Here is a 21,753-nt window from a genome sequence, read left to right as displayed (position 1 = left end):
GTGCAAAATTATGATGTTAATCAATGCGATGTATGTTTTTTGTTCATAAATATTGCTATTTAAGTGTGCAAACGTTTGCAATTGATGTAAACGTTTGCATCGTTTGATTCACATCAAAAAACACTTTTGTATTGCTATATTAAAATAATGTCATACCTTTGCAACAACTTATTAAAATTACAAACATCTACAGTATAGCTAATCAATTTACCCATGCCGGAACTTTTGCCTACAACAATGAAGGATATAGCCAAACATTTTGGTGTATCCATTGCAACAGTATCAAGATCCTTGAACGGTTCAGACCGTGTAAATGCCGAGAAGCGTCGCCTTATCTGCGATTATGCTCATGAGCACAACTTCTATCCCAACGACATTGCAAAGTCGCTGCGCAACTCGAGACGTGCACCTATCAAAGTGATTGGAGTTATTGTACCCGAGTTTACCCACTATTATTTCTCCACCATTCTTAATGGTATTGAGGCAGCTGCCGCAAAGCGCGGTTTCCGCATTATTGCCACAACATCAAGAGAGTCGTACGAAAGCGAGGTGCGCATATGTCAGATGTTTGAGGCACACCAGGTGTGTGGCGTTATAGTATCACAAGCAAAGGATACTATGAAATTCGACCATTTCCAGTCGCTTGTAGATCGTGGAATACCTGTTGTTTTTTACGACCGCATATGTACTGGTATTGAAGCATCGCTTGTTGTGGTTGACGACTATCAGGGTGCATTTGCTGCCACAACGTATCTTATAAGTACTGGTTGCCATCGTATTGCTTATTATGGTATGCGAGGCAATACAGTGCTTGGACGCAACCGCTTTAATGGCTACCGCGATGCGCTGATAAAGGCAGGTATTGAGCCAGATCCTTCGCTTGTATATGTTTGCGACAATAGGGATGATGCCGAAAGAATAACACCAGATGTACTAAAACGCCCAGACCGTCCAGATGGATTCTTCTGTGTGAATGATGATACTGCCATTGGTGTTATGTACACTGCAAAGCATGCCGGATTAAATGTGCCTGAAGATGTATCGGTATGTGGATTCACCAACGGACAGCGTTCTGTAGCCTGCGAACCTCAGCTTACAACAGTAGAGCAGCGAGGTGAGAAGGTGGGCGAGGAGGCTGCCACCATACTTATGAATAAGGTGGAAGGACTGTCGCCTAAGAATAAGATTGAGAAGAAAGTGGTGCGCACACGTTTGGTAGTGCGAGGTAGCACCCGTGGGGAAATCAACGAATAGACCAATAAATAAAAAACCAGATAACAATGAAACCAAAACCAAATCAAAGTTTTTGGAGCTTGTGGAATCTAAGCTTCGGATTCTTCGGCGTACAGATAGCCTACGCCCTGCAAAGTGCAAACATCTCGCGTATATTCGCAACGCTTGGTGCCGACCCGCACAACTTGAGCTATTTTTGGATTTTGCCTCCACTTATGGGCATCCTTGTGCAGCCTATAATAGGTACATTAAGCGACCGTACATGGACTCGATTCGGCAGACGTATACCTTATCTCTTTATTGGTGCTGCCGTAGCTGTGGCTGTGATGTGTCTGTTGCCTAATGCAGGCTCGTTCGGCATGGCTGTAAGTACGGCTATGGTGTTTGGCCTAATCTCGCTTATGTTCCTTGATACCAGCATCAATATGGCTATGCAACCTTTCAAGATGCTTGTGGGCGACATGGTCAACGAGAAGCAAAAGTCGTTGGCTTATTCAATACAGTCGTTCCTGTGCAACTCTGGTTCGGTTGTTGGTTATCTATTCCCGTACATATTTACTGCTGTTGGCATTGCCAACGAAGCTCCTAAGGGGGTTATTCCAGATTCGGTTATCTACTCTTTCTATATAGGTGCGGCCATCCTTATTCTCTGCGTGCTCTACACTACATGCAAGGTTAAGGAATGGAACCCCGAGGAATATGCCGAATATAATGAGGCTAAGCCAGAGGAAGAGGAGCAGAAGGCATCGTGGATAGAACTGCTGAAGCATGCTCCGTCGATGTTCTGGAAGGTAGGACTGGTGCAGTTCTTCTGCTGGGCTGCCTTTATGTATATGTGGACATACACCAATGGCACCATTGCCGACACTGTATGGCATACCACTGATACTGCCTCTAAGGGTTATCAGGCAGCAGGCAACTGGGTTGGTGTGCTGTTCTGCTGGCAGGCAGTAGGTTCGGTGCTTTGGGCTATGGCTTTGCCTAAATTCAAGAATGCCAAGCTGGCTTATGCTCTTAGTCTTGTAATCGGTGGCATAGGTTTCGCTATGGTTCCGTTTGTAGGCGATAAGGACCTACTTGTTGTTCCGTTTATGCTTATCGGTTGTGCTTGGGCTGCCATGCTTGCAATGCCATTCACCTTTGTAACCAATGCTCTTGAGGGTTATGGACATAAGGGAGCTTACCTCGGACTGTTCAACGGCACAATCTGTATACCTCAGATTATAGCTGCTGTGGCAGGCGGTGGTATATTGTCGCTTGTTGGTTCTGTACAGAGCAACATGATGATTGTGGCAGGTGTACTGCTTGTGCTCGGTGCTTTCAGTGTAGCGCTGATAAAGGATAATAAATAAAAAAAGAATAATCCGGCATTTGGAGTGATTGAGGCTCATTTTTAGCTCTGTCTCGCTCCAAATGCCGGATGAATATTTTTAGCCATAAGTGTCTTGTCAAAGTAATATAATTTCTTTGGCCATTTAATATTATATACTTTGCCATTTAATATTATATACTTTGCCATTTAATATATATTACTTATACTTTGGCATTGATTTTTTCTTACACACCATATTTATATACTCAACAGGGATAACGAATTCACTCCACTTGCCAATCGTCTATCGTACCGGTTTTGGACGAGAAGTTTACACCTATACGGTGCATATGGCGCGGGTCTGAGGTGTATGGTCGGGCATATCCCATAGCCTCTATCTGGTCAAGAGCCTGTTTGGCGGTACCGTCGAGCTTAAATTCAAATATGTATATATCGTTCTGCGTCTCTATTATGCAGTCGGCTCTGCCCTCGCTCTGTTGTTTCTCCGTAAGCACAAGGTAGGTGCTGATAATGCGGAAGATAAGATAGAACGTGTAATGGAAGTAGCGTTCGCGTTCAGCCTCAGTGTCCTTGCGTCGCATTGTATATGGTATGCTTGCAAAGAAGGAGGTAAGCTGTTTGCGTAGCGCTTCAAGGTCGGCAGAGGCAAGCGATCGTACCAGTTGGGTCATCTCTGTTAGTACAGGTGTACGGCTCTGCAGGTAGTTGTTGGCAATGGCTGTAGCAAACCCACGCTTTACTTCGTTGTTTGGAAGGTCGAGGAGATAGGTGTTTGTCAGTCGGTCGTGCGCCTTAATTGTAAGGTATCCACTTTGGTATATCATTGGTAGCGGACGTTCAACGTCGGCGCGATAGTCAACAAAATCGGATGCATCGTAATATTTGCCGGTCAACTCGTTGAGATTCTCCTTGGTGTGGTTAAGCAAACGTATGAGGTATGTTGGTGTTCCTGATGCAAACCAAAAGTCGCTAATCTCGCCTTTGTTCAAAGCGTTGAGCACACTGAATGGATTGTAAATGTCTTTCATACGTCTACTGAAGTGGTAGCCATCGTAGTGTCGCTTCAATACCAAGCGCATTTCTTTAGGAGAAATCCCTTGTTCGTTTGCCATTTCGTCAATCTGCTCGTGGAACATCTGTTCCATTTCTTCCTCTGTGATGCCGCAAAGAGCCTCGTAGTTAGAGTTCATACTGATATCGGCAGGTTGGTTGAAACCGCTGAACACGCTCACTTGCGAGAACTTCGTTACACCCGTTAGCAGCACAAACTGTAGGTCGGCATCGGCAGCTTTGAATGTAGAGTAGAATCCCTTAAGGATATTGCGGTTGTATTCCTCTATAAGAATCTCGTCGCCGTTACTGTCTTTTGTCTTGTATCCAGTGTCGAGTACATCGAGCAGAGGCTTATCGTATTCGTCAATCAATACCACGCTACGTTTGCTCGTATGTTGGTGGATATGAGCAAGAAGTTGAGCAAAGCGTTCGCCTACACCGAATCGCGTGTCGCCAGTGAATCCATACTCCTTCTCCCATTTCTCCACGTATGCATCGAGCAAGTCTTTAAGCGTATTGCCTCTGGTAAAGTCGTTGCTGTTGAAGTCAATATGAAACACAGGGTATGTCTCCCAATCCTTCACCAAATTACTGATGGCAAGTCCATCAAACAGAGCCTTCTCGCCCCTAAAGTAATATTCAAGTGTAGACACAAGCAAGCTCTTGCCGAATCGACGCGGGCGACTCAGAAAGTAAACCTGTCCTTCTGTAACAAGACGGTATACCAATGCGGTTTTGTCCACATATGCATATCCGTTTTCTATTATAGTCTTGAAGTCTTGTATGCCTATAGGATATTTCATAAGCTGTTCTATATTATATATAATGTGTAGTGCTGTTGGCGCTTTTGCAAAGTTAGTGATAATAATCTGAAGCGATGGAGATTTGTGGGGATAAATGTTTGAAATGTGAATATAATTGTCTAACTTTGCACACGCTGCCAGTCCCAGTGGGGAATTAGGTAGGCATCTTTATGGGAAATGGCGTTTTCAGACGCTAATCTTTAAGGACACGAACTTCGCAACTTCCAATCCAACCGAAGATTAGGCAACGATAAACGCCTACGTTTAGTACGATTATTGTAGGCTATGGTCTGCATCAATTGTCGTATCATTATGTCTGTATGTGTACATGTAGACATTTTGGTATGTATATTGATGTATTGGCTATGGTAATATATATACGTACATGGGCGTGGGCTGGCTGCGTTGCTTATCTCGGTTGGGTAGGCAATGCGAAGGCCGGTGTCCTTGAGATAAGCAAGAAACAGACTCCTGCGCCTTTTTTCGTATATGATTATCTAAACACCGAAACTTTAACGTTAGCTGAATCCGAAGAGTCTATAGGCGTATATAAACCCTAATCAAAATGAAAAAGTTTATAGTTTTATTTGTGGCTGTTATGGCAATGTTTGCTACAACGGCTAAGGCTCAGTCGTCGTTGTTGGCAACCCTTAATCATGAGGGTACAATATCTACGTTCTATGGAACGGATGCATTGATACAGGCACATGCGGCTGCTGCGGACGGAGATGTAATTACACTATCATCGGGAACATTCCAATCTGTTAACATTACAAAGGCTGTAACTCTGCGTGGTGCAGGTATGGTATTGGATGCTGCCACACAAACAGAACCTACGGTGTTGGCAAATGAATTTAGTATTAATATCTCTGACGAAACAACACAACGACTGACTATTGAGGGTATTTATACTAATCAAAGGGTTACTATCAATAAACTAAAGAACGCAATGTTCTTAAAGGATAGATTTAGCAGTATTTATTTTGGTTCAAGTCAATCTTATGGAAAAGACTTGACATTTATTCATTGTAGAATAACAAGGGAGTATAGCGGTAACAATAGTTCTAATAATTCTGCGGTGTTCCAGAACTGTTTAATAAACGTTAATAGCATTATAGGTAAAAACTATATATTCAACAACTGTTTGTTTTTAGGTGAATACACTACTCATTGTTATAACTCGGAATACAAAAATTGTATTATTCTTAACTCATATTCTACAGAGTCGACATCTACATATTATAATAATTTATATTGTAAATATAGTGGTAGTAATAGTTTCAATGTCACCAATAATACAAATGTGGAAGTGGCTAAGGATAACGAAGCAATAAAAAATCTGTTTGGTTATTCAGACGACAATGAGTATAAACTTACAGAAGCAGCTAAAGCATTAATTAAAGGCACGGACGGAACAGAAGTTGGCATCTATGGTGGTAATCTACCTTACGACCCGACACCAACAAATCCACAAATCAGCAAGTTTAACGTTGCAGCCAAGACTACAGCCGACGGCAAATTGAGTGTAGACATTGAGGTGAAGAGTGCCGAATAAAACAACAACCTAAGCATAAACACACTTATGCGCAGAAAGTTAATATTATTATTGTTCCTTTGTCTGTGTATTATGGCAAGGGGACAAGCCTTGTATGAATACCGATATTGGTTTGATGGTGACGAAAGCACCATGCAAACTGGTTCGTCGGACAATAGTGCATGGCAGATGGATTTGGATATAGGCGCATTGGATGCAAATTTCCACATCATGCATTTTCAGGTGAAAGATGCAAAGGGTGTGTGGAGTGTGCCTATGACGCGCTATTTTATAAAGCTTGCACAAAAACAGACAACCAATATTGAGTATTGGTTTGACAATGACACAAAGAAGAAGTCTGTTTTGGCAAGTGGCGGTAAGGCAGATATTGATGTGAGTGCGCTTGCCGAAGGCATGCATATAGTGCATTTGCAAGCCAGTACTTCTGGTGCATCATACAGTTCGCCACAAACAGCTGTGTTTTGGAAGCAGGCTATGGTTGCCAATACCAAGTATAGACTATGGTTTGACAATAAACCAGATGATACAATCTCGGGCAAATATACAGGAAAGCCAGTGGTTTTAGATGTAAGCAAACTGGACGATGGATTCCATATTCTTCATGCACAGGTGGAGAGCAATACACCGAGTAAACCACTTACAAGCATGTTTATCAAGATGCCGCAGACGCAAGGCATCGAATATATGACGTGCGCTTTAATGGTGGACGAGGAACTGTATAAACAGGAAAAAGTATCAACTCATGGAGGTATTGTCAATTGGACACTTGATGCAACTGGTATGAAACCAGGTTTGCATAAGGCTCAAGCTTTTGTTGTAACTCAGTCGGGTGCGGCTACAGCAGTAAAGGAGGCTTTCTTCTACCGCAGCATGACCACAACCGAACGCAGCAATATGAAGTGTCTATATTCAATAGATGGAGACAATCATTATACCGAAGCAGGAACCCTAAATGGCAACCTCTATCATTTCGACATTGATGTAGCCAATCTGTCAGATGGCTTCCATCGTCTGTCGTATATGTTGATTGGGGAGGACGGAACAAGTTCTAAAGTTATGACCTCGTTCTTCGTAAAGACTCCATTAGGAGGCAATGGCATAATGCAGTACGACTATTGGCTCAACGACAATGAGGCAAATCGGCAGATAGTGAAACTCGACAAGCGTGTTAGTCCCTTGCAGATAGTGAAGCTGATACCCGTAGAGACGAAACCGATACGTAGCAGTTGTTTCCATTTTGAAGTTGGCAAGGACGGCAAGCCTATGATGTATGCTAAAAATGACATACACTTTGCATTCTACGATGCTTCAAGCCGACGTTTGGATGACACGCGCCAGTTTGTTGACTATAGAGTGTCACAAACTATCGACGATGTTACAGTGCTACAGACTACGCAGTCGTTTAAGCGTATAGGCGAGAACAATGTCAAGTGGTTCAGTTTGAAAGCTGAAAGAGGTGATAGTGTGGCATTCAAGTGTTCGCAGGCTACCACAATTCAGTTGTTCTCAACGTCAGGTGAGGAACTTTATAAAGCAAATGGAGCTGAGTCGGTTGTCCTGGGTGGTACTCATATAAAAGCTAATGGTACATACTATCTGGCTTTGCACGATGTCACGGGAACTAGAGACGAAAACTTGACATTGGATTATACACACATTGACAAGTTCGACCTGTTTGGCACATCGGCAACTACCCTTGGAGTTATGCCTTGTATACAGATAATGGAACTTGATGGCAATGGATTTGATAATCTTAAATCTGCCTCGTTCGTGATGGGAGATAATACAATAAATGTCAGCTCTATTGTCAGTACAGAAAAGTCGAAGGCAAAGTTATATATGAAGCTGGATGGCAAGGAGGCTTATGGCAAGTATGACCTTGTGTTGAACTTTGATGATGGTGAAAGTAAAGTCACTTTAAAGCGAGAAGGATACGTGGAACTTGAGCCTGCAAGCTTTGACGATATAGAGGTGACAATAACAGATCCAAGAGTTGTAGCCGATCCATATCCTGTTACAATTACTCTTACAAATAAGAGTAATATCAGCTATCAGGCTATTCCGTTCTTCTTCGGTGTAGACCATGCTGATCGTATGACGAGTGTGAAATACATGAACTTCGCCGTAGGATGTAATAAGGAATTATATGAGAATGGATTGCAACTGAGTTTCGACTATGACAACTTTAGAGATAATAATAGCAAGACAAAGATAGTGCCTGCTATTATTCCTGAAATGATGCCAGGTCAAACCTTGACCTTTACCCTTGGCATAAAGACAGGTGATCATCAAGATTTTAATGCATATGCATGGACTGAGACACCATGGAATCTAAAGGGTCCTGAAGCTACAGAGTATATAGCCAATAACTACTACAAATCTCCAAGCTACAGAACGGCAAAGGTGGCTAAAGCACCAGCTGTGGCAGGTATCTTCAATGGTTGTGCTGACGACCCATGCAGTCTTGCAGAACATGGAGGTTGGGCGGCAGAATGTACATGCGGAACTTCATTGGCTTTAGGAGGTACGTTGGGTGGTATACAGAATGCCTTGCAGAATCAGCACAATCAGGCGATGAGAGATCAGTTGGCACAAAGCGGTCTGTTTGATAATCCTAGTGATTATTTCCCTGATAATTATCTTCCATCGCCAGCAGATTTGTATTGGTATTGGTTGCAACATTGTATACCAGGTCAGGCAAGTCGTGTAGTATCAACCTACAACACTCAGAGGGATATGTTGAACTATCCTAACTGTAAGGATCCGAACCCACATTTGTGCAATGCATATAATCCAGGTGACCCTAACGAGATGCATGGTTATCTGTCAGAGGCTGGCAGCAAGTATATCAGCAATAATGTGAAGGAAGTAGGCTATACAATAGAGTTTGAGAACGATCCGAAGATAGCCAATGCCTCAGCTCACAAGATTGTTGTAACCAACAATCTTGATGCTCAAGTATTCGACCTTAATACGTTTAGACCTACAAGAGTGCAGATAGGTGACAAGGTAATTGATTTGGATGGCGAGCCAAACTTCACAAAGACCATTGATATGCGTCCTGCTATTAATGCCATAGCTGAGGTGAACTTGGATTATGACTCTAAGACAGGAGTTGCACAGTGGACAATAATCTCGCTCGATCCAATGACGATGGAGGAAACATATGATATCATGCAAGGCGTTCTGCCTGTAAACAATGGTGGTAATGGCTTAGGTTTCTTGAGCTACAATATTGGCATAAAGAAGCAGATGGAGGATGGTGATGAAATAAACAACAGTGCAACCATCACTTTCGACTTTGAGGAACCTATAGAGACACCAGTATGGACAAATACTGTTGATGCCATAGCTCCGAAGAGTGAGATAACTTTCTCTGCGGCGCATGATGGTATTGTTACGCTCCGCTTTGATGCAGAAGACAATCGCTCTGGTATATGGAAGTATAATCTATATGTACAAGACACAGAAGGTGGCAAGTGGACAAAGGTTGAGGACGAGATAACAACGTCTGAATATAAGTTCAAGGGCTATCCAGGTTTCGACTATGGATTCTGTGTTATGGCTGTAGATATGGCTGGCAATGTTGAGCAGAAGGAACTGACAAGAGAAATCAGTCAGGCTACATTCAAGAATGGAGATGTCAATAGTGATGGCAAGGTGAATTCGGAGGATGTGATATTATCCGTTCAATATTATATTACAGGAAAGGCTTCGATAAACTTTGCTGCTACTGATGTCAATAAGGATGGTGTGATAAATTCTAACGATATTGTAGAGATAGTGTCAATCTATACTTCTTCGTATGAGAGTAAGGCTAAAGTAAGAAAAAGGAAAAGAAACATTAATAAACAAATTTCACAATGAAGAAAATCTTTAATGTAATGCTAATGCTTGTGCTGTTTTCAGCACAGGCATTAGCCAAGGCTACTACCGAGAATACGCTTAGCGTGTGGATGGATCAGAAGGTGGAGTTGACAGCAGATGGGAAAACTGTCACAAGACTTACAGTCTACGAGTATGACCCAAACATCAATTATCTTGCATTCAATATGGCTTTGTCTGTGCCAAAAGGTGTAAAGGTATATCAACGCAAGGAAGGTCGTAAGTATGTGAACGATATAACTCTTAATCCAGACCGTACATATGATCATACGATATCATGCGGAATGCCAAATGATTTTACAATCAAAATTATGGGATATAGTCTCACAAATAGTGAACTCTTTCCTGATAATGAAGATGGAGAAATAGTGAAGGAGCTATTTTCTATTGGTCTTATTGCAGATGATACAGCTATAAACGGAACATATAAGGTAGAGATGTGGGATGTGAATTTCTCTATTCTTGATGAAGATAAACAACATGCTAAGGGATATGGTATAGACCATATTGAATATTCGGATTTCACTATTACTGGTGGACAGGACTTTCCTGGTATCGATTATACGATGACTTCTGTCGGATATGGAACCATAATTTTACCATTCAATTGTGAGATTCCAAAAGGTTTGACAGTATTAGAGTGCAATGGGATTGACAATAACAATGTTCTGATGTTGAATAGTGTAAATTCGTTTGCTGCCAATACTCCGTATATTGTAAAGGGAGCTCCTGCCACATACCATTTCAATGGTGTGTACAGTGCTATCTACGACGAATACTCTACCGATTATATGACTGGAGTATATGTAGACAAGAAGGTGCCTGTGAACTCATACGTGTTGCAAGACCAGAAAGAGGACGGACTTGCTTTCTATCGTGTTTACGATTCATCTGAGATAACTATGCCTGCTTATCGTTGCTGGCTTAACAAACAAAGTGAGGTTGCCAAATGTGTTAAGTTGCCAAATGTGGAGACTGGGGTTACTTCAGTTGGGCTTGAACAGAATAAGAATGTAGATGTGTACAATACAACGGGTATGAAGGTAAGAAGCAATGTTATAGCAGAAAAAGCTTTAGAGGGTTTGCCTTCAGGTGTGTATATTATTAATAATAACAAGGTAATAAAAAAATAACAACTATGAAGAAGAGAGAATATAAAAAACCAATGATTGAGCAAGTAGAAATGGAAAATACGTTTTCTATATTAGAAACTTCAATTGGTACCTCTGAAAAACCGGCTGATGGAAACTATAAGCCTCTGTCTTTAGATGAGGATGAGGTAGAAGGAGATGGCGTATTGCCAAAAGCAGTAGAAATGTGGTAATTGACTAACGGGTATTAATGACTGGTTGTTTTTACGGTCGTTAATACCCGTTTTTTCCAAACTTCGTTATTGCGTACCCCCAAAAATCTTCATCAAAGAGTTTGGCGATTTTCTGATGCCTTGCCATCAACATTGTCTGAGTGTATACATCATTGTTCAGAGGTAGTTTAATTTGTATGGTTGTGATTGTCTTAGCCAATGCAAGCATCTTATCATCAGCATTGCTACAACCCTAAGTAGGTCGATTTGTGCGTTTCTTACTTTCATATATAGGTGCAAATACAATTATCCTTGTTTTTTAATAAGCCAGTTTCTGAAGAATGGGTCCTCTATTTCGTATTCGTTTATCTTTATTATATATCCCATTTGCATAAGGCGTTTCACACTGCTGTAGATGGTGCTTGTTGGCAACGAGCGTGTGGACGACGGTTGCTTTTTGTGGGCGAGGTTAAGCAAGATGTATTTGTCGGTTTTGTTGAAATTCATCCATAGGCGTTCGAAGTCAAGGTCATGTATTATTGTTAGTTGCTCAACAGCCTCCTTCACGATGTCTTCTTTCACATCCGAGTAGGTTAGAATCTCCCACACCTGAGATGCGAGTTGCTGTGTGAAATATGGATGGCATAGTGTGGTGTTGAGTATGTCCTTGGCAATATCCTTAGCCTGCGTGTCGTATTTGAGCGGTAGGCGTTGGGTGATGTATTGCATAAAGTCGTCGTATGGAATCTTGTCCAGGTGCATCAACATACCGAAATGATAGAATGGCGACTTTTTTCGTTCGAAGATTTGGGTCATCATCGACTCTTGGCTGCCAAGAAATATGTAGTTGATGTTCTGTTGTTCTTGCATTATCGCACGTAGCCGTTTGTCGAGTCCTTTCTCAATGCCCATAATCTCTTGAAACTCGTCGAACACAGTGATGATGCGTTTGGTAGGCGAGCTTACCTTCTCTAATAGTGCAAATGCGTCCTCCAATATTGCAGTAGTGTCGAGGCTCGGCTGGAACGAAACGTCCACGGCATCGCTGAATGGGTTTGTGGAAATGGTTGGTATAACACGGAAGTGCGTCATAAGATGCTTAACCTTCTCGAATGGGCGCAACTTGAATATCTCCTTGAGTAGCAACGAGGCGAGATTTTCAACGCTCACAGCCATTTGCAGGTTGATGAAGATGCTTGGACGGTTGATTTCCTTAATGGCTTTCTTTACGAGCGAAGTCTTGCCAAAGCGTCGCGGACTTATCAGTACAATATGGTTTGCACTGTTCATGGAATGTTTGATGTAGGCTAATTCGTTGATGCGGTCGGTGAAGTAAGGCTCGTCAACAACCGAACCGAATTTGAATGGGTTGTTCATATTGCGAAAATTTTCGTTACGAAATTTTTCGCAAAGATAGCGTTTATTATTTGAATAGGCAAGTTTTATTATGTGGTGAATATCTAAATGTCTGTGATATACAATTAATTTTCGCTAAAACGCTTGCGGTGTCACATAAAAGTTGTATCTTTACCCCGTGAAAACTAACCACTGAAAATCCGTTGACCTATGGAACTAAAACAAGCTACAGCCGGAACAATGGAATCTGGCGACATTATGATTCAAATTGCCCCTGCAGACCATGAGGGGCTTGACATCCAACTACAAAGTTCGGTGGCCTTCCAGTTTGGCGACCAAATACGTGAGGTGATACGTGAAACCCTTACAGGGCTTGGCATCACCAAGGCTGACGTGCATGCTACTGATAAGGGTGCCCTTGATTGTACCATACGCGCACGCACTACTGCAGCTGCAGTGAGAGCTACTGGTAAGGACGTTTGGAAGGAATAATATATATAACCCTTCTTGTCTTCTGCTTGCCTTGTCGGTATTGAGCTTCTTTGACAGCTTGGCCGATGTTAGGCTTCTTAAACATGCTTTGACGACGTAAAGCTTGTATTTTTAACTAAAAATCCTACAACAGATGAAACGATTAAGAAGAACAATGATGTTCGTGCCAGGCAACAATCCTGGCATGATGCAGGACGCTTATATATATAGCCCCGACTCTATCATGCTCGACCTTGAGGATTCGGTTACCATGGCAGAGAAGGACACAGCACGCCTGCTTGTATACAATGCGCTGAAGTCGATTGACTACGGCAATACTGAAATGGTGGTTCGCATCAATCCGCTATCTACTCCATACGGCAAAAAGGACATCGAGGCTGTTGTCAAGGCTGGCGTACATGTTATACGTATGCCTAAGACCGAGACAGCCGAAGAGGTGGTTGAGGTAGAAGACGAAATTGAGAAGGTGGAACGTGAGCTTGGATGCCTTGGACGTACACAGATTATGGCAGCTATAGAGAGTACGCTTGGCGTTGTAAATGCTTATGCCATTGCCACAGCCTCGAAGCGTATGATGGGTATTGCCCTTGGCGCTGAGGATTATTGTGCCAATCTGAAGACACAACGTTCGCCTGAAGGTATGGAGTTGCTTATGGCTCGCCAGACTATCGTTGTTGCCGCACGTGCTGCAGGCATAGATGCACTCGATACTGTATATAGCAACCTTAACGATATGGATACATTCCGCAAGGAGGTAGAGCTTATACATCAGTTGGGCTTTGACGGCAAGTCGATTATCAATCCAAGGCAGATTGAGATTATAAACGAGGTGTTTACACCTACGCAGAAGGCTATCGACAAGGCGCTTGCTGTTATTGCCGCCATTAAAGAAGCCGAGCGTAAGGGCTCGGGTGTAATTGCAGTAAACGGTAAAATGGTAGACCGCCCAGTGGTTATACGTGCCCAGCGTGTTATTGATCTTGCTTTGGCATCGGGCGTAATTAAAGAGGAGGATTTGGTATGAGCACACTGAAAGAAAGACTTGCCATTGCCTCGCAGGTGGCTGAGGCTATGGGAAAAAAGGTTTATAATAATGTAGAGCACGACCTTAAGGAGGTTACTCCACGTATGGAACTTCAGCAGAAGAGTCCGAAGCTTGTAACACTTGAGGAGGCTATTCGCCGTTCTGGCTTGCGCGACGGTATGACTATATCTTTCCATCACCACTTCCGTGGTGGCGATAAGGTGGTAAATATGGTTGTAGACAAGTTGGCTGCAATGGGCTTTAAGGACTTGCATCTTGCAGCTTCAAGTTTGCAGGATGTGCATGCTCCGCTTATCCAGCATATAAAGAATGGTGTTATCACGCAGGTGTCAACATCTGGACTGCGTGGCGAACTGGCTAACGAGATTTCTCATGGGTTGATGGATAAGCCTGTAATATTCCGTTCGCATGGCAACCGCGGTGCTGCTATTGCATCAGGCGAGTTGCATATTGATGTAGCTTTCCTTGGCGCGTCGTCTTGTGATACATTAGGCAATGCTTGTGGCTATTCGCGTTCGGAGAATGCCAAGAGTATTTGTGGCTCGTTGGGATATGCTCTGCCTGACGCACGTTATGCAGATAAGGTGGTGATATTGACTGACGACCTCGTGCCTTATCCTAATACACCTAACGCTATATCGGAGCATGATGTAGACTTCGTAGTTGAGGTTGACTCTGTAGGCGACTCTTCTAAGATTGCCTCGGGAGCTATACGCGATACTAAGAACCCTCGCGATATATTGCTTGCCAAGCAAGCTGCCAAGGTTATTCTTGCCAGTGGCTACTTCCGCCAAGGTTTCTCTATCCAGACAGGTACGGGTGGCGCGTCGTTAGCTGCTGTTAAGTATATCCGTCAGAGTATGATAGACCAGGGTATAACTGCTTCGTTTGCACTTGGTGGCATTACTGCCCACATGGTTAAGATGCATGAGGAGGGTCTTATTGACCGATTGATTGATGTGCAATCGTTTGATAAGGTGGCAGCCGAGTCGTTAAAGAACGACCCTAAACATAAGGAGGTTGCCGCATACGAGTATGCAAGTGCTATGGAGCAGGGCTCTGCTACGCATTATCTCGACATTGTTATATTGTCGGCTCTTGAGGTTGACGTCAACTTCAACGTTAATGTTCTTGTTGGTAGCGACGGTATCATCCGTGGTGCTGTTGGTGGTCATCCCGATACAGCCGAAGACTCTGCTCTCAGCATTATTGTATGTCCGTTGCTTCGTGGCAGAATTCCTTGCATTGTGAATGAGGTAACAACACTTATCACTCCGGGCAAATCGGTAGACGTTGTTGTAACAGAGTATGGCATTGCCGTTAATCCGTCTCGTCCAGAGATAGCCGAGCGTCTGCGTGCAGCTGGCTTGAAGCTTGTAAGTCTTGAGGATCTGCGCGACCGTGCTTTATCTATCATTGGCACTCCAGCTCCATTGCCGTTCGGCGACAAGGTAGTTGGTGTTGTGCTTGGCAGAGATGGCTCGGTGCTGGATGTTATAAAGAACATTAGGAATTAGGAATTTTGAGTTTTGAATTTTGAGTTTTGAATTAGGAATTGTCGGCTGCGCCGATTAGGAATTATTCAATTAGGAATTAAGAATTCACAACTCAAAATGCGCGAAGCGCACAATTCAAAACTCAAAATTGCCAAAGGCAACAATTCAAAACTCAAAACTCAAAATTCAAAATTCATTCAATGGTTACGCTTAACGAACTTCTGGCGAGTCGCGACTCACGCCATGCTATGCAACAAAAGTTGCTGGCTGAACATTCGGGAAAGACACTGGTGTGCCTTACTGTCGTTATGCCAGGAAGCGTGAAGCGTAATCAGCAGTCGCTTATCGTGGCTCATGCTGCGGTGGAGCAGATGATTGAGAGTTACGAATTAGGAGTTAGGAATGACGAGTTAGGAGTTAGGAGTGACGAATTAGGAGTTAGGTTTGGTGGGTGCTTGATAGAGCGCGACCTCGAAACTGGATACGAAGCCTATCTCATAACCCCCTTACCATTGCTCGAAGCCAAGCGCATTGCTGTACAGATAGAAGATACTCACCCCTTAGGTAGACTCTTCGATATCGACATCATAGACAAGGATGGTGTGCCGGTTTCAAGAGATAGAGTAGGGAGCCACCCACGTCGTTGCCTTGTGTGTGACCGCGAAGCAAGATATTGCATGAGGATGAGGTGGCACACGCAAGAGGAGATATGGGAGAGAATAAATGCAATGGTGGATGAATACCAAGCAAATATCTGACAATACATTCCAAATGGTATAGCGTGTATGCGATAGTTGACAATATGCCCCGAAGGTTATAGCGTGTATGCGATAGTTGTCAATACGTCACGAAGGTTATAGCGTGTAAGCGATAGTTGTCAATACGCCCCGAAGGGGCATCAGCGCCTAGCCCAGGGCAACGCCCTGGGTATATGAGTAAAATCAATAATACGCCCTGAAAGGGCAAAAGCGTAAATAATATGCCACAGTCATTATGTAAGACATACATACATCTAATCTTCCACGTCAAAACAACGAGTCCTAAGATTCAAGACGATGATATAGATCGCATCCACTCATATATAGGACAGCTCGTTAATAATACTGGATGTATAGATATACAAGTCGGTGGTGTGGCAGACCATGTACATATATTGTTTATTCTTTCAAAAGATGTGGCACTATCGTATGTGGTAGAAGAAATAAAACGCAATAGCAGCCGATGGATAAAGTCGATATCGCCAAAATATCATATGTTTGCATGGCAAGGTGGATATGGGGCTTTTTCGGTGAGTCAATCGGTTGTTAGTAAAACCCTAGAATATATCAAAGGACAGCGCGAGCATCACAAAAGAGTTTCGTTTGCCGATGAGTATAAGGCGTTTCTTATTTCATATAATATAGAATATGATGAACGATATGTGTTTAAAGATTGAAACGCTTTTGCCCTTTCAGGGCGTAGGGGAATACAAACGTTCTACCCAGGGCGTTGCCCTGGGCTAGGCGCAAATTGGGCTTTCAGCCCGCATTATTTCATAGTATGCACAATATGCCTTGAATGGACGAAAACATGTTCATAGTATGCACAATATGCCTTGAATGGGCGAAAACATGTTCATAGTATGCACAATATGCCTTGAATGGGCGAAAACATGTTCATAATATGCACAAAATGCCTTGAATGGACGAAAACATGTTCATGATATGCACAAAACGCCTGAATGGGCGAAAACATTTTAGATGATATGTTCCGTTATGGCAAAAGCATTGAATAAAAAGTAATTAAAACCTTGAATATACTCGAGCTTCACCCAACAATACCCCGCCAACGACGTCAGATAGAGATGTTTCTACAGACTAATGGGTTACGGTATGACGACGTAGACTACTATGCCGCCATTGTTGATGAATCGTCTGATGAGATGATTGCGGGTGGCGGATTGAAGGGTAGTGTGATAAAATGTGTTGCTGTGGCTGACGGACATAAGGGGGAAGCTGTGGCTAATGTCATTGTTTCTCATCTGATAGCCAAAGCTAATGCTGAAGGTTGCCAGTGTGTGAAACTGTACACCAAACCTGATAACCGCCAACTCTTCGAGAGCTTGTCGTTCCGGCTTATTGCCGAATCTCCAAATGCTATATTGATGGAGACAGGTGTAGGAGGAATAGAAAAGTATAGTGAAGAGTTAAGAGTTAAGAGTGAAGAGTTAGGAGTTAAGAGTGAAGAGTTAGGAGTTAAGAGTGAAGAGTTAAGAGTTAAGAGTGAAGAGTTAAAGAATGACGAATCAGTTGTTTCGAATGCTCGGAAACCGATAGGTGCAATAGTAATGAACGCAAACCCTTTCACTTTGGGACATCGCTTCCTTGTAGAGCAGTCGTCAGAGTTGGTTGAAAGATTGTATGTTGTAGTCGTCAGGGAAGACTGCTCCATGTTCTCGTACAACGAACGCAAGGCGATGGTGAGCCAAGGCGTTAGGGATATAGGGAATGTTGTTGTTGTTGACGGAAGCGACTACGCTGTTAGCGCGGCAACATTCCCGACTTATTTCCTGAAACAACTCTCTGATGCAACTGATACGCAGATTATTCTCGATCTCGACCTATATCGTCACCGTATTGCTCCAGCTCTTGGCGCTACAATAAGGTTCTTCGGCAGCGAACCTACCGATCCTCTTACCCGACGATATAACGAGCTTATGCATCAGCAACTTGGAGAGGAACATGTGCACGAGATACAACGAAAACAACAGGAAGGAAGTGCAATCAGTGCATCGCGTGTGCGCAAGGCTATGATGGAAGGTTGTCTATGGGACGCTATACAGCTTGTGCCACCTACCACTATACCTTATATAATAGGACATCTTGCATCGATGGCATTGCAAGCCGAGCTCGACACTACTCCCAAGCCAGGATTGGTAGACCGCAATGACAATGGTGCTCATCGCGATATGGATCATGCATTGATGCAACGCAGCATACAGGCTCTGCATCCCTATTTTGTGCGTCTTGCCCAACTTGGCTTTACTGACAAACAGCCATGTCATGACGAGATAGTGAATATTGGCATTGAGGCAGAACGGGAAATGTTTAAGGTTACAGGTGGAGTGAACACCCACAAAGGTGCACTATTCTCTATTGGTCTTGCTGCAGTTGCCTTAGCAGGTGAGGCATTCTGCCGTATCACACAAGCTGAGGGATGTGGCACTATGGCATACAATGATGTAAACAGCAAACAAATTAAATCTTTAAGCAACTCAATAGCTTCGCTTGCCCGTCTATTTCCCGATACAAACGGAACTCATGGTAGCAAGGCTAAGGCAAACAACATACTGAAAGGCGCACTTGACAATGCCCGCGAAGGTTATACGCAACTGTTCAAGGCATGGCTGCCTTTCTACATTGACCGCATTGCAGAGGGCGACAACTATGCTCTGCACAAGACATTGCTGCGAATAATGTGCGACCTTGACGATACTAACATCGTATACCGTACATCAATGGAAACAATGCAAGAGGTAAAGACAGAAGCCAGGCAAATGCTTGACACATCTCGAAATATAGTAAATTTTGAGGCGGCATTACAGGCTATGAACACCGACTATATACATCGTAACATATCTCCTGGAGGTAGTGCTGATATGTTGTCGCTCGTTGTCTTTTTGTCTTGTATTGTGCGCAAACAGTAAAATAATTTCATAAAATATACTAAATACATCAATAAAAGACACAAATTTACAAGATTTTGAAACAATCTATATTACTAACAAATAAAAATTAGTACCTTTATTCTTCGAAAACTAAAAACATTGACATTATGGTTGAACTCATTAATCATGGAGTCTATCTCCTAAACGGTACAGAAATCCGCGACGAGTATCAGGGCATGAACCCAGATGAGGCTCGCGAGAACACTATCACATACGGCATTCTGCGCTCGCATGATGTTGACGGAGCAAAGGGTAAGAAGATGCGCATCCGCTTCGACGCGATGATGTCGCACGATATCACCTACGTAGGTATCATTCAGACAGCACGCGCAAGTGGCTTGACAGAGTTCCCGTTGCCTTATGCTATGACCAACTGCCACAACTCTCTATGTGCTGTAGGTGGAACTATCAACGAAGACGACCATGTATTTGGCCTGTCTGCTGCCAAGAAGTATGGTGGTATATACGTTCCTGCCAACCAAGCAGTAATCCACCAGTATGCTCGTGAGATGATGGTTAAATGCGGTAACATGATTCTCGGTTCCGACTCACATACACGCTATGGCTCACTTGGTAATATGGGTGTGGGCGAAGGTGGCGGCGAGCTTGTTAAGCAGCTGCTTAAAAACACATGGGATATCAATGCTCCTGAAGTTGTGCTTGTATGGCTCGAGGGCAAGCCTAAGAAGGGTATTGGTCCGCACGACGTTGCCATTTCGCTTGTTAAGGCTACATTCGAGAGTGGTGTTGTGAAGAATAAGGTACTCGAGTTTGCTGGACCTGGTGTTAAGAATCTGCCTATCGACTTCCGTAACGGTATTGATATCATGACAACAGAGACCACTTGCTTGAGCTCAATATGGGTAACCGATGAGGAGGTAAAGCACCATTACGAGATACACGAGCGTCCACAGGACTATCGCGAATTAAAACCAGGCGATGTGGCTTATTACGATATGATGATTCGTATTGACCTCTCTTCACAGGAGGCTATGATAGCATTGCCGTTCCATCCGTCTAACGCTGTTACCATTCACGAACTTCAGGCCGATCCAGTAGGTATACTCACACGCATAGAGGAAGATGCAAAGAAACGTTTTGGCGATAAGGTTGACGTTCATCTTCTTGACAAGATTGTTGACGGTAAGGTTCGGGCCGACCAAGGCATTATTGCCGGATGCTCGGGTGGTACATACGACAACCTTGCAGAGGCAGCTTCTATTATAAAAGGTAAGAGCATCGGCAACGACTACTTCACGGCTTCGGCTTATCCACAGTCAACTCCTGTATCTATGGCCGTAACTCGTGAGGGCATAACAGCCGACCTTATGGAGGCAGGTGTTACAATGAAGCCAGCTTTCTGTGGTCCTTGCTTTGGTGCAGGCGATGTTCCTTCAAACAATGGTCTAAGTATACGTCATACAACACGTAACTTCCCTAACCGCGAAGGTTCTAAGCCTGGTCAGGGTCAGTTGTCATTGGTAGCGCTTATGGATGCACGCTCTATTGCTGCCACTGCAGCTAATGGTGGTATCATAACAGCAGCTACAGACGTTGAGTACGAGAATACACACAAGCCATATCAGTATGACGACAAGATATACAAGTGTCGTGTATACAATGGATTTGGCAAGGCTAAGCCAGAGACAGAGCTTCGATATGGTCCTAACATCAAGGACTGGCCTAAGATGTATCCAATGGCAGAGAACATGCTTGTAGAGCTTGCTGCCGTTATCCACGATCCTGTTACAACTACAGATGAGCTTATCCCTTCAGGCGAAACAAGTTCATATCGTTCTAACCCATTGAAGCTTTCTGAGTTTGCTCTATCTCGCCGCGTACCTGAGTATGTTGGTTTGAGCAAGGAAATACAGAAGCAGGACCTCGCTCGTCGCGAAGGCAATATAAGCGACAATATTGCTGAGGCTCTTAAGGCTGTTGGTGCTACTGCAGAGAATACATCATTCGGCTCATGCGTATTTGCTAACCGTCCTGGCGATGGTTCTGCACGTGAGCAGGCTGCAAGTTGCCAAAAGGTTCTTGGTGGCGATGCTAATATATGCTACGAGTATGCAACAAAGCGTTATCGTTCTAACTGTATCAACTGGGGTATTGTTCCATTCACTATTGGCAAGGATGTAGAGTTCAACTTCGAACCTGGTGATAAGGTGTTTATCCCTGGCATACGCGAGGCTATCATTTCTGGTAAGGAAGAGATTGATGCAAAGGTAATCACCAAGAATGGTGTACAGCCTATCCACCTCTTCTTCCAGAACCTCACAGATAATGAGCGTCAGATATTGGCAGACGGATGCTTGATGAACTATTATGCTTCATCGAAACGCTGAAGCAATTTTGAATTTTGAGTTTTGAATTGTCGGCTATGCCGATTGTGAATTATCCAATTTGGAATTGGCAGGACAATTCAAAACTCAAAACTCAATAACTCAAAATTGCCAACGGCAATAATTCAAAACTTAAAATTCAAAACTC

Annotated in this window: 15 protein-coding genes; 13 read left to right on the top strand and 2 right to left on the bottom strand. The window is 43.4% G+C overall.

Annotated features, from left to right (window positions below):
• Positions 1-213 precede the first annotated feature (213 nt).
• Both C9991_RS02050 and C9991_RS02045 read left to right on the top strand, forming a co-directional pair.
• Positions 214-1,254, top strand: a complete 1,041-nt coding sequence (locus C9991_RS02050) for a LacI family DNA-binding transcriptional regulator (protein WP_106810967.1) — start codon at positions 214-216, stop codon at positions 1,252-1,254.
• A gap of 26 nt (positions 1,255-1,280) precedes the next feature.
• Positions 1,281-2,585 carry an SLC45 family MFS transporter gene (locus C9991_RS02045; RefSeq protein ID WP_106810966.1) on the top strand — a complete coding sequence of 435 codons (1,305 nt, stop codon included), beginning with the start codon at positions 1,281-1,283 and terminating at the stop codon, positions 2,583-2,585.
• A 244-nt stretch (positions 2,586-2,829) separates the two neighbouring features.
• On the opposite strand, the gene C9991_RS02040 is transcribed toward C9991_RS02045, so the two are convergent.
• Positions 2,830-4,422, bottom strand: a complete 1,593-nt coding sequence (locus C9991_RS02040; protein WP_106810965.1) for an ATP-binding protein — start codon at positions 4,420-4,422, stop codon at positions 2,830-2,832.
• A gap of 565 nt (positions 4,423-4,987) precedes the next feature.
• Between C9991_RS02040 and C9991_RS02030 the strand changes: the two genes are divergently transcribed.
• The 4 genes from C9991_RS02030 to C9991_RS02015 all read left to right on the top strand — a co-directional run bounded on the left by C9991_RS02030 (position 4,988) and on the right by C9991_RS02015 (position 11,186).
• Complete coding sequence (locus tag C9991_RS02030) at positions 4,988-5,977, top strand: hypothetical protein (protein ID WP_106810963.1); 990 nt, start codon at positions 4,988-4,990, stop codon at positions 5,975-5,977.
• A gap of 72 nt (positions 5,978-6,049) precedes the next feature.
• Positions 6,050-9,844: a DUF7619 domain-containing protein gene (locus tag C9991_RS02025; protein ID WP_106810962.1), complete on the top strand. Its 3,795-nt coding sequence runs from the start codon at positions 6,050-6,052 to the stop codon at positions 9,842-9,844.
• Positions 9,841-10,995, top strand: a complete 1,155-nt coding sequence (locus C9991_RS02020) for a T9SS type A sorting domain-containing protein (RefSeq protein ID WP_106810961.1) — start codon at positions 9,841-9,843, stop codon at positions 10,993-10,995. Before C9991_RS02025 ends, C9991_RS02020 begins: the two co-directional genes overlap by 4 nt.
• 5 nt (positions 10,996-11,000) lie before the next feature.
• On the top strand, positions 11,001-11,186 hold the full coding sequence (locus tag C9991_RS02015; RefSeq protein ID WP_106810960.1) for a hypothetical protein: 186 nt from the start codon (positions 11,001-11,003) through the stop codon (positions 11,184-11,186).
• 285 nt (positions 11,187-11,471) lie between these two features.
• Here the strand turns inward: C9991_RS02015 and C9991_RS02010 are convergent, their stop codons facing one another.
• Positions 11,472-12,542 carry an AAA family ATPase gene (locus tag C9991_RS02010; RefSeq protein WP_106810959.1) on the bottom strand — a complete coding sequence of 357 codons (1,071 nt, stop codon included), beginning with the start codon at positions 12,540-12,542 and terminating at the stop codon, positions 11,472-11,474.
• A 189-nt stretch (positions 12,543-12,731) separates the two neighbouring features.
• Between C9991_RS02010 and citD the strand changes: the two genes are divergently transcribed.
• The 7 genes from citD to C9991_RS01975 all read left to right on the top strand — a co-directional run bounded on the left by citD (position 12,732) and on the right by C9991_RS01975 (position 21,608).
• Complete coding sequence (gene citD / locus C9991_RS02005) at positions 12,732-13,013, top strand: citrate lyase acyl carrier protein (protein ID WP_106810958.1); 282 nt, start codon at positions 12,732-12,734, stop codon at positions 13,011-13,013.
• Between the two features lie 133 nt (positions 13,014-13,146).
• Positions 13,147-14,037: a citrate (pro-3S)-lyase subunit beta gene (gene citE, locus C9991_RS02000; protein ID WP_106810957.1), complete on the top strand. Its 891-nt coding sequence runs from the start codon at positions 13,147-13,149 to the stop codon at positions 14,035-14,037.
• Positions 14,034-15,575, top strand: coding sequence for a citrate lyase subunit alpha (citF, locus tag C9991_RS01995; RefSeq protein ID WP_106810956.1), 1,542 nt, complete (start codon positions 14,034-14,036; stop codon positions 15,573-15,575). The genes citE and citF overlap by 4 nt, the downstream gene beginning before the upstream one ends.
• Before the next feature lie 179 nt (positions 15,576-15,754).
• A complete protein-coding gene (gene citX / locus C9991_RS01990) occupies positions 15,755-16,312 on the top strand; it encodes a citrate lyase holo-[acyl-carrier protein] synthase (RefSeq protein ID WP_106810955.1) in 558 nt (185 codons plus the stop codon).
• Between the two features lie 221 nt (positions 16,313-16,533).
• Entirely contained in the window at positions 16,534-16,989 is a 456-nt protein-coding gene (locus tag C9991_RS01985) for a transposase (RefSeq protein ID WP_106810954.1), read from the top strand.
• A 354-nt stretch (positions 16,990-17,343) separates the two neighbouring features.
• Positions 17,344-19,239 carry a triphosphoribosyl-dephospho-CoA synthase gene (locus tag C9991_RS01980; RefSeq protein WP_232823224.1) on the top strand — a complete coding sequence of 632 codons (1,896 nt, stop codon included), beginning with the start codon at positions 17,344-17,346 and terminating at the stop codon, positions 19,237-19,239.
• A 128-nt stretch (positions 19,240-19,367) separates the two neighbouring features.
• Positions 19,368-21,608 (top strand): hydratase, encoded by a 2,241-nt coding sequence (locus C9991_RS01975; protein WP_106810953.1) that lies wholly within the window; start codon positions 19,368-19,370, stop codon positions 21,606-21,608.
• Positions 21,609-21,753 lie beyond the last annotated feature (145 nt).

Origin of the sequence: Prevotella merdae (genome assembly GCF_900290275.1) — a bacterium.
Classification (GTDB): Bacteria; Bacteroidota; Bacteroidia; order Bacteroidales; family Bacteroidaceae; genus Prevotella; species Prevotella merdae.
The sequence above is the reverse complement of the archived record's forward strand: the minus strand, read 5'-3'. Positions and strand labels throughout refer to the sequence as shown.